The sequence below is a fragment of the Kitasatospora sp. NPDC101157 genome (genome assembly GCF_044768255.1).
Taxonomy (GTDB): domain Bacteria; phylum Actinomycetota; class Actinomycetes; order Streptomycetales; family Streptomycetaceae; genus Kitasatospora.
Genome location: NZ_JBIWPL010000014.1, coordinates 124,779 through 139,382, shown reverse-complemented (window position 1 = coordinate 139,382; position 14,604 = coordinate 124,779). Strand labels below are relative to the sequence as shown.

General features: G+C 71.9%; 14 protein-coding genes. 3 read left to right on the top strand and 11 right to left on the bottom strand.

Annotated features, from left to right (window positions below; all coding sequences use genetic code 11):
* Positions 1 to 4: 4 nt before the first annotated feature.
* Positions 5 to 592, bottom strand: a complete 588-nt coding sequence (locus ACIRVF_RS25745) for a TerD family protein (RefSeq protein ID WP_402822216.1) — start codon at positions 590 to 592, stop codon at positions 5 to 7.
* Positions 593 to 843: 251 nt separating this feature from the next.
* Between ACIRVF_RS25745 and ACIRVF_RS25740 the strand changes: the two genes are divergently transcribed.
* Complete coding sequence (locus ACIRVF_RS25740; protein WP_402822214.1) at positions 844 to 1,143, top strand: hypothetical protein; 300 nt, start codon at positions 844 to 846, stop codon at positions 1,141 to 1,143.
* 84 nt (positions 1,144 to 1,227) lie between these two features.
* Here the strand turns inward: ACIRVF_RS25740 and ACIRVF_RS25735 are convergent, their stop codons facing one another.
* Both ACIRVF_RS25735 and ACIRVF_RS25730 read right to left on the bottom strand, forming a co-directional pair.
* The gene (locus tag ACIRVF_RS25735) at positions 1,228 to 1,884 is read right to left on the bottom strand and encodes a hypothetical protein (RefSeq protein WP_402822211.1); all 657 of its coding nucleotides are present in this window, start codon (positions 1,882 to 1,884) and stop codon (positions 1,228 to 1,230) included.
* Entirely contained in the window at positions 1,881 to 2,513 is a 633-nt protein-coding gene (locus ACIRVF_RS25730; protein WP_402822208.1) for a class I SAM-dependent methyltransferase, read from the bottom strand. Before ACIRVF_RS25730 ends, ACIRVF_RS25735 begins: the two co-directional genes overlap by 4 nt.
* A gap of 328 nt (positions 2,514 to 2,841) precedes the next feature.
* On the opposite strand from ACIRVF_RS25730, the gene ACIRVF_RS25725 reads away from it, so the two are divergent.
* Complete coding sequence (locus ACIRVF_RS25725) at positions 2,842 to 5,214, top strand: glycosyl hydrolase family 18 protein (protein WP_402822205.1); 2,373 nt, start codon at positions 2,842 to 2,844, stop codon at positions 5,212 to 5,214.
* Between the two features lie 66 nt (positions 5,215 to 5,280).
* Here the strand turns inward: ACIRVF_RS25725 and ACIRVF_RS25720 are convergent, their stop codons facing one another.
* The 5 genes from ACIRVF_RS25720 to ACIRVF_RS25700 all read right to left on the bottom strand — a co-directional run bounded on the left by ACIRVF_RS25720 (position 5,281) and on the right by ACIRVF_RS25700 (position 10,728).
* Entirely contained in the window at positions 5,281 to 6,051 is a 771-nt protein-coding gene (locus ACIRVF_RS25720; protein WP_402822202.1) for a hypothetical protein, read from the bottom strand.
* Between the two features lie 121 nt (positions 6,052 to 6,172).
* Positions 6,173 to 7,255, bottom strand: a complete 1,083-nt coding sequence (locus ACIRVF_RS25715) for a hypothetical protein (protein WP_402822199.1) — start codon at positions 7,253 to 7,255, stop codon at positions 6,173 to 6,175.
* A 229-nt stretch (positions 7,256 to 7,484) separates the two neighbouring features.
* Entirely contained in the window at positions 7,485 to 8,891 is a 1,407-nt protein-coding gene (locus tag ACIRVF_RS25710; protein WP_402822196.1) for a family 2B encapsulin nanocompartment shell protein, read from the bottom strand.
* 377 nt (positions 8,892 to 9,268) lie between these two features.
* Positions 9,269 to 10,075, bottom strand: a complete 807-nt coding sequence (locus ACIRVF_RS25705) for a DUF1963 domain-containing protein (protein WP_402822193.1) — start codon at positions 10,073 to 10,075, stop codon at positions 9,269 to 9,271.
* A gap of 143 nt (positions 10,076 to 10,218) precedes the next feature.
* Positions 10,219 to 10,728 carry a hypothetical protein gene (locus ACIRVF_RS25700; protein WP_402822190.1) on the bottom strand — a complete coding sequence of 170 codons (510 nt, stop codon included), beginning with the start codon at positions 10,726 to 10,728 and terminating at the stop codon, positions 10,219 to 10,221.
* 337 nt (positions 10,729 to 11,065) lie between these two features.
* Here ACIRVF_RS25700 and ACIRVF_RS25695 point away from each other — a divergent pair, with 337 nt between their 5' ends.
* Entirely contained in the window at positions 11,066 to 11,422 is a 357-nt protein-coding gene (locus tag ACIRVF_RS25695; RefSeq protein ID WP_402822444.1) for a transposase, read from the top strand.
* A gap of 83 nt (positions 11,423 to 11,505) precedes the next feature.
* On the opposite strand, the gene ACIRVF_RS25690 is transcribed toward ACIRVF_RS25695, so the two are convergent.
* From ACIRVF_RS25690 to ACIRVF_RS25680, 3 genes are all read right to left on the bottom strand, one after another.
* Entirely contained in the window at positions 11,506 to 12,252 is a 747-nt protein-coding gene (locus ACIRVF_RS25690; RefSeq protein WP_402822187.1) for a phosphotransferase family protein, read from the bottom strand.
* Between the two features lie 190 nt (positions 12,253 to 12,442).
* Positions 12,443 to 13,138 (bottom strand): hypothetical protein, encoded by a 696-nt coding sequence (locus ACIRVF_RS25685; RefSeq protein ID WP_402822184.1) that lies wholly within the window; start codon positions 13,136 to 13,138, stop codon positions 12,443 to 12,445.
* A complete protein-coding gene (locus ACIRVF_RS25680; RefSeq protein ID WP_402822181.1) occupies positions 13,086 to 14,201 on the bottom strand; it encodes a hypothetical protein in 1,116 nt (371 codons plus the stop codon). The genes ACIRVF_RS25685 and ACIRVF_RS25680 overlap by 53 nt, the downstream gene beginning before the upstream one ends.
* Positions 14,202 to 14,604: the final 403 nt, after the last annotated feature.

The following is a 14,604-nucleotide window of genomic DNA, read 5'->3' as shown; positions in this document are numbered from 1 at the left end:
CCGGTCAGAGGTGCTTGAGCAGCTCCGGCATCAGGTCCTTGAAGGTGCGCCCGCTCGCCGGCTGGCCGATCGCGACCATCTGCCAGCCGGCCGGCGTGCGCTGCACCTTGGCCATGACCTGGGCGGTGTACGGGCCGCCGCCGGTGAGGGTGTAGCGGGCCAGCTCGGTGCCGGTGGTCTCGTCCACCAGCCGGCAGAAGGCGGCCTCGACCTCCTGGAAGGTCTGTCCGGTGAAGGAGTTGACCGTGAACAGGATCTGGTCGACCTCGGCGCCCACCCTGGTCAGGTCGACGGTGATCGACTCGTCGTCGGTCGCGTCGCCCGCGCCGCCGACCAGGTTGTCACCGCTGTGCCGGACCGAGCCGTCGTTGCTGGTGAGGTGCTGGAAGTAGACCACGTCCACCGACCTCCCGCCCGAGAACAGCACCGCCGAGGCGTCCAGGTCGATCTCCCGGCCGGCGGACATCAGCTTGGCCAGAAAGCCCTTGCGCTGCACGGCCTTCCAGCCCAGGCCCATCCGGACCAGGCTCAACTGCCCACCGCCCGGCTTCTCCAGGCTGATCTTCTGCCCCTTGGCCAGCGAAACGGTCATCGCGCCCTCCTCGTTCCCACTGCCGTCCGTGCTGCGAACCTATCGCACGCAGGGATACCTGTGATCATCGGACAGCGGTTCGCGGGACCCCTACCCAGCCCACCCCGTGGCCTCACGTCCGGCGGTGCCCCGCACACCGATGGATCCACCGGTCGAACGTCAGGCGTCGCCGGCACCGGGGGCCGAACGGGTCGGCGGCGCACGGTCCAGGGTCGCCTCGGAGCCGCTCCGACCCACGCTGGGGGACCACCATGCCCGAACAGCACGGCGGAAACGCCGACACCGTCCTCCGCCTGGTGGACTTCACCGACTTCGGCGACACCCCGGCGGAGTTCCGCACCACGCCCGCCAACTGCACGCTCTCCTACGCCCTCCCGGCCGGAGCGGTCGTCACCGCCGTCACCGCCGCCAGCCCGGACGGCACCGACCCGGCCCCGCAACCCGTCCCACAACCCGTCCCGCACACCGTCCCGCACACCGTCACCGGCGGGACGGTCAGCGTGCCGCCGACCGTCGCCCGGTACTCGGTGGTGACGATCACCGCCGGGTAGCGCGGCCGCCCTCCCGGTGCTCGCGCAACTTCCCAGCAGTGGAGCCGAGTTGCACGAGCGCCGGAGCGGACGCCCGCAGCCCGGTCAGGCGTCGCCGTCCAGCAGGTGCTGGCGCACCTCCTGGAAGGTCCAGCTGCCGCCGGCCGGCCGCGAGAACACCCAGACCAGGTCGAACCGGTCCGGCCAACTGGACGGGACCCCGCTGCCGGAGGCGCCGAGCGCCTCGACGATCCGCGGGATCCGGGAGTGCTCCCAGCAGATCAGCACCGGTTGCGCCCCGGCGAGCGCGGCACCGGCCAGCTCGGACTCCTGGGACTCGGCGTAGGTGGTGTCCACGGTGACCCCGAGCTTGGCCCCCAGCGGCGTGACGGTCTGGCGCATCCGGTGCGCCCCGGCCATCGGGCCCTGGTCGGTGGCGGCGTAGATCCGGGCCGGGGTGCGCAGCCCGGCGGCGGGCGGGACGAACAGGGTGGGCAGCGCCTTGGCACGGTCCCAGCCGTGCTGGGTCAGGGACTTGTCGTCGTGCTTGCCGTTCTCGTCCAGGCCGGGGTGGCTGCCGTCGGGCTTCTCGCCGTGCCGGATGATCATCACGAAGGCCGCCGTGCCCGGGTCACTGGCCTTGGCCACCGGGCCGTTCTTGTCGGCCTTGCTCTTCTTCCCGGAGGAGCAGCCGGCGAGCACCAGCGGGGCGGCGGCCGCCAGGCCGGTGAGCAGCGTGCGGCGGGAGGGGCGGACCGTCACTCGGCACCCCGCTCCAGCCGCACCAGCGCGTCGATCGCGACGCCGGTCAGGCCGCCCCCGTGGCCGGGCTCGCCGACCGTGCGGTGGACGCGCTCGGCCCGGACGGTGCGCAGGCCGTACTCGGCGAGGTCGGCGAGGACGTCCTCGGGGGTGAACAGCACGGCCGGGTCCTGGGGGCCGCCGACGCCGTCGCTGAGGTTGGTCAGGTCGTGCCCGACGACCAGCAGGGTGCCGCCGGGGGCGAGCGCCTCGGCGGCGCCGTGCAGTGCGGCCCGGCGGTCCGCGGCAGGGAGCTGGAGGTAGGCGATCAGGACGAGGTCGTAGCCGACGGCCGGGGCCTCCTGGTTACGGACGTCGCCGTGTCGCCAGGTGAGCCGGTCGGCGACCTCGTCGGGCAGTTCGGCGGTGAGCCGTTCGGCGCGTTCCAGGGCGACGGCGGAGAAGTCCAGGCCGGTGACCTCCCAGCCCTGGGCGGCCAGCCAGATGGCGTTGCGGCCCTCTCCGGTAGCCAGGTCGAGGGCGCGCCCGGGGGTGCGGCCGGTCAGTTCGCGGACCACCCACTGGTTGGGCGCGGCACCCCACACCAGGTCGCTCGCGGCGTAGCGGTCGTCCCAGCCCTGACTGTCCATGGGCTCCTCCGTTCGGCGGGCTCGTTCCGTCCCGGTCAACCTACCGGTCCGCCGCCCCGCGCCGCCCGGGGTGGTCCAGGGGGTGGACACCCTTGACGACGAATATTGGTCCAGTCCAATCTGTTCAGTCGTGACGCGTACGGACCACGCGGTCCGTCGAGTCCGCAGCGCCGCACACGTCAGCACGCCTCAGCGCACCTCGGTACGCCCCAGCACACGTCAGCACGCGCCACCCGCCCGCGCGCCCCCACCGCGCGCGGGCCGGCTCCCCACGGCCCGTCCGGGCCACGCACCGCCGGAACCCCCACACATCCGGAGGACACCCCGCATGCACGACCGCGTCCTGCCCGCACGCCCCGACCTGCCCGCACCGTCCGCCGGAGGGTGTGCCGCCCGCCGGGCCGGCCGGCGCAGAAGAGCCACCGCCCTGGCCCTGGCCGCCACGCTGACCACCAGCGGCGCCGCCCTCGCCCTCACCTTCGGCTCCGCCGCCGCCACCCCGGTCAACCTGCTGGCCAACGGCGACTTCGAGACCGGCACCCTGGCCGGCTGGAGCTGCTCCAACGGCTCGGTCGTCACCACCCCGGTGCACGGCGGGGGTCACGCCCTCAGCGGCGCCGCCTCGTCCTCCGACACCGCACAGTGCCAGCAGACCGTCGCCGTCCAGCCGAACACCACGTACACCCTGGCCGGCTGGGTGCAGGGCAGCTACGTCTACCTGGGCGCCACCGGGAACGGCGTCAACTCCTCTAGCTGGACGCCCGGCGGCACCGGCTGGAACCAGCTGAGCAGCACCTTCACCACCGGTGCCACCACCACCTCCGTCACGGTCTTCACCCACGGCTGGTACGGCACCGGCGGCTACTACGCGGACGACCTCAGCCTGACCGGGCCCGCCGGGCCGACCTCCTCGACCAGCCCCACCGCCACCGGCAGCCCGACGGCCACCGGCAGCCCGACCGCGTCCTCCAGCCCGACGGCGAGCGGCAGCCCGACGGCCACCGGCTCGCCCTCCGGGAGCCCGACCGCGACCGGCTCCCCCACCGGCACGCCGACCGCCACCGCGACCGCCACAGCGAGCGGCCCGGCCGGCGACGGCAAGGTCACCACCCCGACCGGCGTCGCGGTCACCAAGGTCACCTCCGGCGCCGTCGTGCTCACCTGGCAGCCCTCCACCCTCACCACCGGCGACGGCCCGGTCGCCTACAAGGTGTGGTCCAACGGCCAGCTGGTCGCGACCTCGATGGGCACCTCGGTCGCGGTCAGCTCACTGCTGCCCGGCCGGGGCTACACCTTCAGTGTCCAGGCCTACTCAGGCGGCCACGCCTCCGCCCAGTCCGCCCCGGTGACCACCACGACCGCCGCCGCGCCCGCGCAACAGCCGGTCCGCTCGGCCTACTTCGACCAGTGGGGCATCTACGAGAACGCGTACTACCCGAAGAACGTCGACACCAGCGGCGCCGCGAACAAGCTGGACGTCATCCACTACGCGTTCGCGAACATCGACCCCAGCAGGTTCACCTGCTTCCAGGCGGTGAAGGCCTCCGACTCGGCCAACGAGTCCGATCCCAACGCCGGTGACGGCGCGGGCGACGCGTACGCCGACTACCAGTCCGACTACAACTCCGGCACCAGCGTCGACGGCAGCAGCGACACCTGGGAGCAGCCGCTCAAGGGCAACTTCAACCAGCTGCGCCAGCTCAAGGCCAAGTACCCGAACCTGCGCTTCACCATCTCGATCGGCGGCTGGACGTACTCCAAGTACTTCTCCGACGCGGCCGCCACCGACGCCTCCCGGAAGACCTTCGTCTCCTCCTGCATCGACATGTTCCTCAAGGGGAATCTGCCGACCGGCGTCGCCGGTGACGCCTCCGGAGGCCAGGCCTCGGCGGCCGGCATCTTCGACGGCGTCGACATCGACTGGGAGTACCCGGGCTCGGCCGGCGGCCACGCCGGCAACCACTACTCCCCCGCCGACAAGCAGAACTACACCCTGCTGCTCAAGGAGTTCCGCACCCAGCTGGACGCCCTCGGGGCCGCCCAGGGCAAGCGCTACCTGCTGAGCGCCGCGCTGCCCAGCGGGCAGGACAAGATCGCCCAGCTGGAGACCGACAGGATCGGCGCCTACCTGGACTACGCCGACGTGATGTCCTACGACATGCACGGCTCCTGGGACGCCAAGGGCCCGACCAACCACCAGGACCCGCTGCACGACAGCCCGGCCGACCCGACCACGCCGATCACCCCCGGCAACCGCAAGTACAACGTGGACACCACGCTCACCGCCTACACCACCGGACTGCCCGAGTACGGCATCCCCGGCGGCTTCCCGGCGAACAAGATCGTGCTGGGCATCCCGTTCTACTGGCGCGGCTGGACCGGCGTACCGGCCGGGTCCAACTACGGCCTGTACCAGAGCGCGACCGGCCCGACGGCCGCCAAGCCGCTCAGCCAGGAGGCCGGGCTGGCCGCCTGGAAGGAGCTCAACCCGTCGGCCGCACAAACCCATTGGGACCCGTTGACCGAGAGCAGCTGGGTCTACGACGGCACCAACTTCTGGACCGGCGACACCCCGCAGGCCGTCAAGGCGCGGGGGGCCTACGCCAAGGGCAAGGGCCTGGGTGGCCTGTTCGCCTTCTCCCTGGAGAACGACGACGCCTCCGGCACCATGCTCAACTCGATGGACGCCGCACTGCGCTGACCCCGGACATGACCGGACACCGGTGGTCCCGTCGGGGCCACCGGTGTCCGTCCCGGCCCGCGGGGCTCAGCTCTTGAGGTTGAGCGAGGGGAAGAGGTCCACGAAGGGCTGGGTGGTGACCGAGACGCTCCGCGCGAACGGATTGTCGAAGTCCCAGATCATGAACAGCAGAAAGGCGATCAGCACGCTGAAGCAGCCCGCCAGGATCAACTCCCTCGGCGTGCGCCTGATCTGCAGCGCGAACAGCATCCCGATGGTCACCACGGCACCGCCGATCAGACCGAGCCAGACCACGCCCGGCATGGTCGGCCCGGCGTTCTGACCGCGCTGGTTGCGGGCGTCGGAGGCCTGGCCGATCCGGTCCATGATGGGCTGGTAGGTCTGGGACTCCAGGTCCGAGGCCGGCGCCCGGTTGGCCACCTCGTTCTGGATCTTGTCCAGCAGCTGGGTGCCCTTGTCGGTGATCGCGCCGTTCTCGGACATGTAGTCCCACTCGACGTTCACCACGTACGTGACGTAGGCGTCGACGTCGGACCGGACCTGGTCGCGGAACTCGGCCGGGTAGATCACCGCCCGGTCGCTCACCTCCCGCAGCGACTGCGCCTCACGGAACAGGTCGTCCTGGGCGGCGCCGCGCGCCTCCCAGACACCCGCGATGGCGAGGCCGAGGACGATCGCGTAGACCACGCCGATCATCATCGTGATGTACTCGATGACGTCGGGCGTCTCGTCGACGTTCTCCTCGACGCCCGCGGTGCGGCGCCTCAGCACCACCACCGCCAACACAACGGCACAGGCCGCCGCCATGGCGACGATCAGCGCCACCCACTCGGACATGGGAACTCCCTTCTCTGGCTTGGCTTGTGACGTGAACGGGGAAGCAAGGGGCCCGACGGGCGGGGCGGGCCCGGTCCTGCCGGGACGGACGGCCGCCGCGCGGCCGGGACCTCGGCGCCCGTCAGGACCCGGACCGGCCGCGGCCTCGGCCATGACCCGGGCGCAGCGCCGCCGCCGCCAGGATTCCGGGGACGAAGACCAGCAGCATCGTGGTGATCGCCGAGGCGCCGTGGTGGTGCTGCGCGTCCGCCAGCGGCTTGCCGGCCCACACCTTGAACGACGGATGCGCCGCGGGCGTCGGCCACAGCGGGCTCGGGCGGGCCGGGCTCGACAGCACGGGGCTGGGGTCCACCACAGCCGGGGCCCCCGGAGCGGGCACCGCCGGGACCGGCACCACGGCGGGCGGGTCCACCTGCGGAGCGGGCGCTGCCGGTGCGGGGGGAACCGGCTGGGGCGGTGCGGGCGGAGCCGGAGAAGGCGGTGGCGGCACGGAGGCCGGGGGCGAGGGTGGCGCGGTGGGCACCGGGCTCGGGCTCGGGCTGGGGGGTGTCGCGCTCGGACTGGGCGTGGGAGTGGGCGTCGGGGTTGGCGTGGGGGTGTGCGTCGGAGTCGGTGTCGGGGTGGGCGTGGGAGTCGGAGTGGGGCTCGGACAGGGATACGGGTGGTGATGGTGATGGTGGTGCCCGTCGTGGTCACCGTGCCCGTCGTGGTGACCATGCCCGTCGTGGTCACCGCCTCCACCGTGCCCGTCGTGGTCACCGTGCCCGCCCTGCTCCTCGGCCGGGCGCCCGGGCTGCTGCCGGAGCCCCGTCGTCGCCGAGGGCGAGGGCAGCGCCGGGAGCGGCGACGCCGTCCACGGCCGGTGGTGGCACGGGTGATGGTCGTGCGGGGGCCGGTGCCCGTGGTGGCGTCCGATGTCCGGCGCGACGGTGACGTCGACCTGGACGTCGACGTCCACCCCGACGTCGACACTCCCGCCCGGTCCCACCGAGGTCGAGACGTCGGTCTCACTGCACACGCAGGTGTCCACGGCCGAGCCGTGCGGGTGCTCGCCGGGGCGCTCGGCGCCCGAGGCGGTGGCACCGCCGACCAGTGCGCACATCGCCATCACGCCGACCGCCGCGCCGATCAGCCGCACCCGCAGCGCTGGAGCGGCCGAGCCGCCGCGCCGTGGTATCCGTCGGAACTGCCGGCGCTGCGGCATGGGCTCCACACACCTCTCGGTTCGCCTGCGGGAACGGGACGGACTCGGGCTGATCAGCCTGGGGAGGACGGGCGGCACTGGTCGGATCCGGGACCGAGCCGATGCGGTCCGACCATGCGCGTTCGAACGCGATCAGGCGGACGGCCCACCTCCGGGGCGGGCCGTCCGTCATCAGGTGAAACGATCTTCGCGCCGACCGGTTACGGCCCGCGCTCGCTGTTCTCCGGGCTCAGTGGCGGCGGTGCGCGACCTCGACGTTCTCCAGCACGCCGACCGCGTCCGGCACCAGGATCGCGCACGAGTAGTAGGCGCTGACCAGGTACGAGATGATCGCCTTCTCGTCGATCCCCATGAACCGGACCGAGAGCGAGGGCTGGTACTCGTCCGGCAGGCCGGTCTGGTGCAGGCCGATGACGCCCTGGTTGTCCTCACCGGTACGGATCACCAGGATCGAGCTGGTGTTCTCCTTGGTGATCGGGATCTTGCTGCACGGCAGGATCGGCACCCCGCGCCACGCCGGCACCTGCTGCCCGCCGAGGTCGACGTGGTGCGGGTAGATGCCCCGGGCGTTGAACTCCCGGCCGATCGCGGCGATGGTGCGCGGGTGGGCCAGCAGGTAGTCCGGGTCGCGGCGGCGGTTGAGCAGCTCGTCCAGGTCGTCCGGGGTGGGCGGGCCGGACTGGGTCTGGATCCGCTGGTCGAAGTCGGCGTTGTTGAGCAGGCCGAACTCCGGGTTGTTGATCATCTCGTGCTCCTGGCGCTCGCGCAGGGCCTCGATGGTCAGCCGGAGCTGGTGCTCGATCTGGTTCATCGGCTCGTTGTACAGGTCCGCGACACGGGTGTGGACCTTGAGGATGGTCTGCGCGACGCTCAGCTCGTACTCACGCGGCTTGAGCTCGTAGTCCACGAAGGCGCCGGGGAGTTCGTACTCGCCGTGGTGGCCGGCCGACATGGCGATCTCGGCCTCGCCACGCTCGTTCTGGGCCTGCAGCGGCAGGGCGAGGAACGCCCGCAGGTGCTCCTGGAGGCTCGGCGCGTTGTCCCGGATGCGGGCGAAGTCGTCCCGGCTCAGGGTGAGCGCGACACCGGCGGTGGTGGTCTTCGCGGTGTACTCCCAGACGGCGTCCGGGTTCAGCAGCGAGTCGTCGCCGAAGCGGTCGCCGTCACCGGCCACGCCCACCACGGTCTCGTCGCCGTACTTGCCGGTGCCGATCTTGTTGATCTTGCCGTGCGCGATCAGGAAGATCCGGTCGGCCGCCTCGCCCTGGGTGGTGAGCACCTCGCCCGGGCCGAAGTCGCGCTGATGGCAGCGGTCGGCGAGGGCGGTCAACACCTCCTCGTCCTCGTAGCCGCGCAGCAGGGCGAGCTCGCCCAGCTCCGCCGGGATGACGCGAACCTGGGAGCCGGTCTTGATGAACTCCACCACGCCGTTGCCCACGGTGTAGGTGAGCCGTCGGTTCACCCGGTAGGCGCCACCGTGGGCCTCGACCCACGGGAGCACCTTGAGCAGCCAGCGGGAGGTGATCTCCTGCATCTGCGGTGCGGACTTCGTCGTGGTGGCAAGATTGCGGGCAGCTGCCGTCGCGAGGCTCTGCTGCCGGTCCTGCTGTGTCTCCGGGCTCGTGTCCACGGGCATCGGCAGGGGTCTCCATTCGTGTGGTCGGATCACGCGGTCAGGGCCGTACCGCTCCGCCCTGGGCGCGAGCCACAACGGATCATCAGATCCGCTGACTGGTGGGGAAGTTGGTGACTGTGGGAGCGTGGCCGCCATCGCCCGGCGGCCCATCCGGAACCCTAGATCACCAGGACACGACCGAGCCTGTACAGCGGCCGACTACCCCCCGATAGGGTGAATCTCCCGCTTTCCGCCCCCATCTGCCCCCGAGCGCCCCTCCCGCCACCGGAACATCCGTTCGCGCGGGCGGTCCCCGCCCCGCAAGGCCTCGCCGATCCGCACCCGCGCCCGGCCCGGCGACTCCACAGCGGTGGCCGGGCGTCAACCCGGCACACCGGTCAGGCGACCTCCAGCCCGTGCCGGACCCGGTCGAACCGACCCGCCGCCAGGTCCTCCTCGGTGATCCAGACCGAGACGTTGACGAGCTCGCCCCAGGCCGCGTCCACCGCCGACCCCTCGACCTGCAGCAGCGGCCGGTGGCCGTCCGGGCGGGTGGTGTTGTGGCTGTCGCACCAGCCGAGGAGGCGGATCACGGGCGTGCCGAGGTGCTCGCCGAAATCGTCCGAGACTCCCATGGCGGCCAGGTGGTCGCCGGGCAGGAGTGCCGCCAGCTCGTCGTCGAGGTAAGAGGGGGCCGACAGCGCCCAGCGCGCCCGGACCGGCCGCCCGGCGAGCGGCGCCACCCCGTCCGGGTCCGGCGGGGCCGGGCGCTCCGGCGTCCCCGCCGGGACGTGCAGCACGCGACAGCTCTCGCCGTCGAGGTCGGCGGGCATGGAGTCGTGGAAGAACAGCAGCAGGCCCTCGGCCGGCAGCGGCCAGTGCCCGCCACTGCCCGCCCGAAAGGCCTTTGCCATTGCCGCGCAGTCGAGTTGGGCGAGCAGCTCCATGGGGTGCCCGTCGCCCTCGGGCCAGTCGAACTCCTCGGGCAGGGCGGCCGGCCCGCCGGTCCGTCCGACCGGCGTCCAGCCGGGCTCCTCCACCGGGACGTCAGGCCCGATCTCCAGCGAGGGACGCACCAGCCCGCCCACCCTTGCGGCCGCCTCCGGGCCCACCCGCTCCAGGAGGGCGGCGTGGAGCCCGTACGGCAACGGCAGGGCAGGGAACTCGGCGGGGGCGGCGGGGTCGTTCGGCATCCATGCGTACATGGCCCGATCCTGTCACCGGGCGCCGACAGGCGGGGAGGGCCCGTCAGGTGCCGGTACGGGGGTGGCCGGCACCTGACGGGTGTACGGGGGGCGCGGAGCCGGAGCCGCGCCGGGATTTCGCGGCAACGGGGACCGGTGCGACGTCAGCTGCAGAGGACCTGGGTACCGGGGACGTCGACGATGCCCGAGTTGTTGGCCAGACCGCCGTTGTACTCGTAGTACAGGTACGAGTAGAAGTCGATCCGGGTCGTGCCGCACGCGGAGTCGGGCGCCACCGTGTAGGTGACCGTGAAGCTGCTGCTCGCGCCGGAGGCGAGCGGCACATTGTAGCGGGCGATGCCGCCGTGCACGTTGTCGCTGCAGCCGTTGGTCTGGGTGCCGCAGGCCGTGGCGGTGAACTTCAGCCCCGGTTCCAGGGTGGTCGGGTAGGTCTCCTGGACGCTCTGGTAGACGAACTGGATCGGGGTGTCGTACGGGTTGGTGAGCGTCAGGGTCAGCGTGAACTCACCTCCTCGTACGGTCGTCTGGTGGTCGGACACCGCCGTCAGGGGCAGTGGACTGTCGGCCCGGGCGGGTGCGGCGGACAGGAGCAGACCGACGGCGAGGGCCGGACACGCGGCGAGCGCGGCACGGCTCAGATGTGTTCTGCGCATGTCCATGGAGCGTAGGGGCCGGTCCCGCTTCGGTTACCGTGCTCGGCCCGAAGCCGTACCGGTGCAGGAGCAGCGGGCGGACGCCGGGGACCGATCGACCGTGTTCGGTCCCGGCGGAACCTCCGGTGGCCTTATCCTTCGCCGCCCGCGAACGCTCCTGCCCCGGCGGCCGTCCCCGCTGGTGCGGGAGCGCGATCAGGCCGGTCCCTGCTCACGACTCCTCACGGAATGAGGTTTCCGGACCGCCGGAAATGACGTCGCATCAGTTCTTGTCGATGCGGGCCGAAGGGGGTGCGAGCCGGTCGGGACCAGGAAGACCGCTGCCGGACCGTGGGAAATCGACGAGGAGTTATGGGCGCGCATCGAGCCGCTGCTGCCGGTCGTCCCACGTGATCCGCGGCGTCCAGGTCGTAAGCGTCCGGACAGTCGCAAGGTGCTGTGCGGGATCCTGTCCGTGCTGTACACCGGCCGGCCACTGCGCCGTCCCAAGCGCCTGTACGCCGACCGCGGCCATGACCACGAGGTCTACCGGGACAAGGTCCGCCGGTTCCAGTCGTGGAAGGAGCGATCGCGCTGCTGCACTGGTGGCCGCCTCCACATCTGCCGGGAGATCCGCGACGACATCCACCACGCGTTCGTCACCCTCGGCTGCGCCGTGATCTGCTGGCGACGACTGCGCACCACACCCTGTTGAGCATAAGGGCGAGCGCTGCGCTCCAGGGGGTGGCCTGCTCGATGCGTCAGCACGCGTACGTGGCCGGTCCGGCCCCCACAGCCTCACATCCGGGATCTCAGCACGTCGACCTCACAGCCCGGCGCGAAGGGGTCGAAGCCGTGCTCGACCAGCCAGCGAACCCCCAGCAGGCTTCGCATCGACCACCAGGCGTGGATGACGTCGAGGTCGACATCGGTGCCATAACCGGCGATGACGTCGTCGAGGTGCTCCTGGTGTCCGATCGTCAAGGTGGCGAGGTCGAACAGGGCATCACCCCGGCCCTCCTCGGACCAGTCGATGATGCCCGTGACCTCGTCGCCGTCGACGAAGACGTGATCGATCTGCAGGTCGCCGTGCGTGAACGCCGGAGTCCACGGCCGGAGCGCGGCCTCGGCGACCTGGCGGTTGCGGGTGACCAGGTCGGCGGGCAGGACGCCGTTCGTCACCAGCAAGTCGCACTCGCCGTCGAGTTCCGCCACCAACTCGTCGGGACTCCGGCGGCGCCGACCGGTCCAGGGCGGCAACGGTGCTTCGTGCAGCTTCCGGATGGCGGCGCCCGCCGCGGCCCACGCCGCGGGCGACGCGGTTGACGGCTCACCGAGACGGCCGAGCACCGTCCCCGGGAGGGCGGCGATCGCGAGGACGGGCTCCTTGCGCCACAGGACCTCCGGAGTCGGGACCGGCGCGAGGGACATAGCCTCGACCTCGACGTCGATGCGCGCCTGATCGGCGTCCACCTTCAGGAACACGTCGCCGACGCGCAGAGTCGCGCGCTCGGAATGGGCGACGACGACTTCGACCTCATCCATGGGCGACCAGTATGCCGGGGGCGTTCGCCGACGTCGCCGGGTTTATCGCAGGCGATTACGCGGCTGCCCGCGTCCCGCTACCCGGCGACCTCGTGCGCGACACCACGCCGATTCTTCCGCGCGGACGTCCGTTCATCTCCTGGTCCCGCGACAACGACCGGTGATCCGGTCCCCCGGCCCCGCCACGCCCTCAGACGCCGAGACCGATGTCGGCGAAGGGCTCGGGGCTCAGGCCGAGCGGGCCTGCGAAGGGGGAGTTCAGGGCGTAGATGAGGACCACCATGAAGGCGATGAGGCTGGTGAAGCCCAGGGCCAACACCAGGTGGGTACCGGTGCGCTCGATCCCGAAGAGGAACATCAGGGCCAACGTGAGCACGCCGCCGGCGAGCAGGCCGAACCACATGACGCCCGACATCCCCCGGCCTCCGGCCTCCTCACGGCCGTGGCGGGCCTCGTAGGCGACGGAGATCTGCGCGAACGCCAGCTGGTCCACCTGCTGTTGGGCGTTGGTGGTGGGCTCGAACGACACCCATGCGTTCTGCACCTCGTGCAGGAGCGTCCAGCCACGCGCGCCCAGCGGTTCGCCCCGCCCCATCAGGGGCCACTCGGTGTCCCGAACGTAGGCGGCGTAGGTGTCCACCGCCGAGCGGGCCCGCTGGGCGGCGTCGGGCGGCAGCCCGTCGGCGAGCAGATACGTCTGGTGCAGCGCCCCTGCCTCGGTGCTGATGTTGCTGTCGGCGTCGTCCTTGGCCTCCCACACCGAAACCAGCGCGACGCCCAGCACCAGGGCGTACAACACGCCGACCATCATCGTCAGGTACTCGGCGGTGTCGTCACGCGATTCCTCCCCCGACGCCGCTCGCTTGGCCCTGCGGCTGTTGAACACGGCAGCACCCCCGGCGACGAGGACGAATCCGGCGACGATCCCGATCACTGCGATCACGTGTTCCATGGTGTCCCTGAGCTTCGGTCGGTCTGGCGGCGCGACTTGCGGCGATGCCACGCGATGGCTGCGGCGACGATCGCGGGAACGAACAGGACCAGGAAGTACAGGACGACGTTGTGCAACAGCCGGGTCGCCCTCTCGCCGGAACGGCCGGAGTGGAGATGGGGTGAGGGCACGCGGCTCGCCCCTGCTTGCGGCCCGGGGGAAGCGGAGGGACTCGTGGAGGCGGCAGGAGTCGAGCCGCCCGGCTTGGCCTTCTCGGGTTTGCGACCCTTGCCGGGCGCGCCGGCGCCAGGCGCGCCAGGTCCCCCGGCGCCGGGCGCTTTCGCTCCGCCCCCGGAAGCACCAGGCCCGGCAACACCGGCACCAGGAACACCAGCTGCGGCAGCACCGGCACCGGGAGCACCAGCCCCAGCAGCACCGGCAGCACCGGCCCCGGCAGCACCAGCCCCAGCAACACCAGCACCAGCACCAGCACCGGGAGCACCAGCCCCGGCGGCACCGGGCGCAGCGGCACCAGCACCGGCAGCCCCCGGCGCAGCGGCACCAGCCCCAGGAGCACCAGCACCCACACCGGCACCAGCACCGGGAGCGCCAGCCCCGGCAGCACCAGCACCAGCAGCCCCCGGCGCAGCGGCACCAGCCCCAGCAACACCAGCACCAGCACCGGCACCGGGAGCGCCAGCACCGGCAGCACCAGCCCCGGCAGCACCAGGCGCAGCGGCACCAGCCCCGGGAGGACCGGGCGCCGGAGCTGCGGGTGCAGGCACTCTCGCGCCGCCTGCGGGAGCCCCAGGTGCTTGGGCACCAGGCGCAGCAGCACCAGCCCCAGGGGCACCAGGTACGGGAACACCAGGTGCAGGAACACCAGGTGCAGCAGCACCAGCCCCAGGGGCACCAGGTACGGGAACACCGGGCGCAGGAACACCAGGCGCAGGAACACCAGGTACGGGAACACCAGGCGCAGGAACACCAGGTACGGGAACACCAGGCGCAGGAACACCAGGTACGGGAACACCAGGCGCAGGAACACCAGGCGGGGAAGCGCCAGGCCCAGGAGTCGCGGACGGGGAAACACCAGGCGTGGGAGTCCCAGGCCCAGGAGTCGCGGACGGGGAAACACCAGGCGTGGGAGTCCCAGGCCTAGGAGTCCCGGGCGGGGAAGCACTGGGCCTAGGAGTCCCGGGCGGGGAGGCACTGGGCCTGGGTGTTCCTCCTCCGGGAGGCCCGGGTGGGGAAGCACTGGGTACGGGAACCCCGGTTCCACAGGTGGGGGGCCCGCCGAATGCTTCTCCCCACGTTCCCGGCTCCGGCCCGCCGTGAGGAAGGCTGGCGACTGAAGAGGTCATCGGCGGACCAGCGACCGAGCCGGCCAGTACCAGGCCGGCGACAGCCGAGAAGAAGGA

Excerpts from the sequence above, each read along its gene's own strand:
- ACIRVF_RS25745 (WP_402822216.1), bottom strand. The coding sequence starts at position 592 with ATGACCGTTTCGCTGGCCAAGGGGCAGAAGATCAGCCTGGAGAAGCCG.
- ACIRVF_RS25740 (WP_402822214.1), top strand. The coding sequence starts at position 844 with ATGCCCGAACAGCACGGCGGAAACGCCGACACCGTCCTCCGCCTGGTG.
- ACIRVF_RS25730 (WP_402822208.1), bottom strand. The coding sequence starts at position 2,513 with ATGGACAGTCAGGGCTGGGACGACCGCTACGCCGCGAGCGACCTGGTG.
- ACIRVF_RS25725 (WP_402822205.1), top strand. The coding sequence starts at position 2,842 with ATGCACGACCGCGTCCTGCCCGCACGCCCCGACCTGCCCGCACCGTCC.
- ACIRVF_RS25720 (WP_402822202.1), bottom strand. The coding sequence starts at position 6,051 with ATGTCCGAGTGGGTGGCGCTGATCGTCGCCATGGCGGCGGCCTGTGCC.
- ACIRVF_RS25715 (WP_402822199.1), bottom strand. The coding sequence starts at position 7,255 with ATGCCGCAGCGCCGGCAGTTCCGACGGATACCACGGCGCGGCGGCTCG.
- ACIRVF_RS25710 (WP_402822196.1), bottom strand. The coding sequence starts at position 8,891 with ATGCCCGTGGACACGAGCCCGGAGACACAGCAGGACCGGCAGCAGAGC.
- ACIRVF_RS25705 (WP_402822193.1), bottom strand. The coding sequence starts at position 10,075 with ATGTACGCATGGATGCCGAACGACCCCGCCGCCCCCGCCGAGTTCCCT.
- ACIRVF_RS25700 (WP_402822190.1), bottom strand. The coding sequence starts at position 10,728 with ATGCGCAGAACACATCTGAGCCGTGCCGCGCTCGCCGCGTGTCCGGCC.
- ACIRVF_RS25690 (WP_402822187.1), bottom strand. The coding sequence starts at position 12,252 with ATGGATGAGGTCGAAGTCGTCGTCGCCCATTCCGAGCGCGCGACTCTG.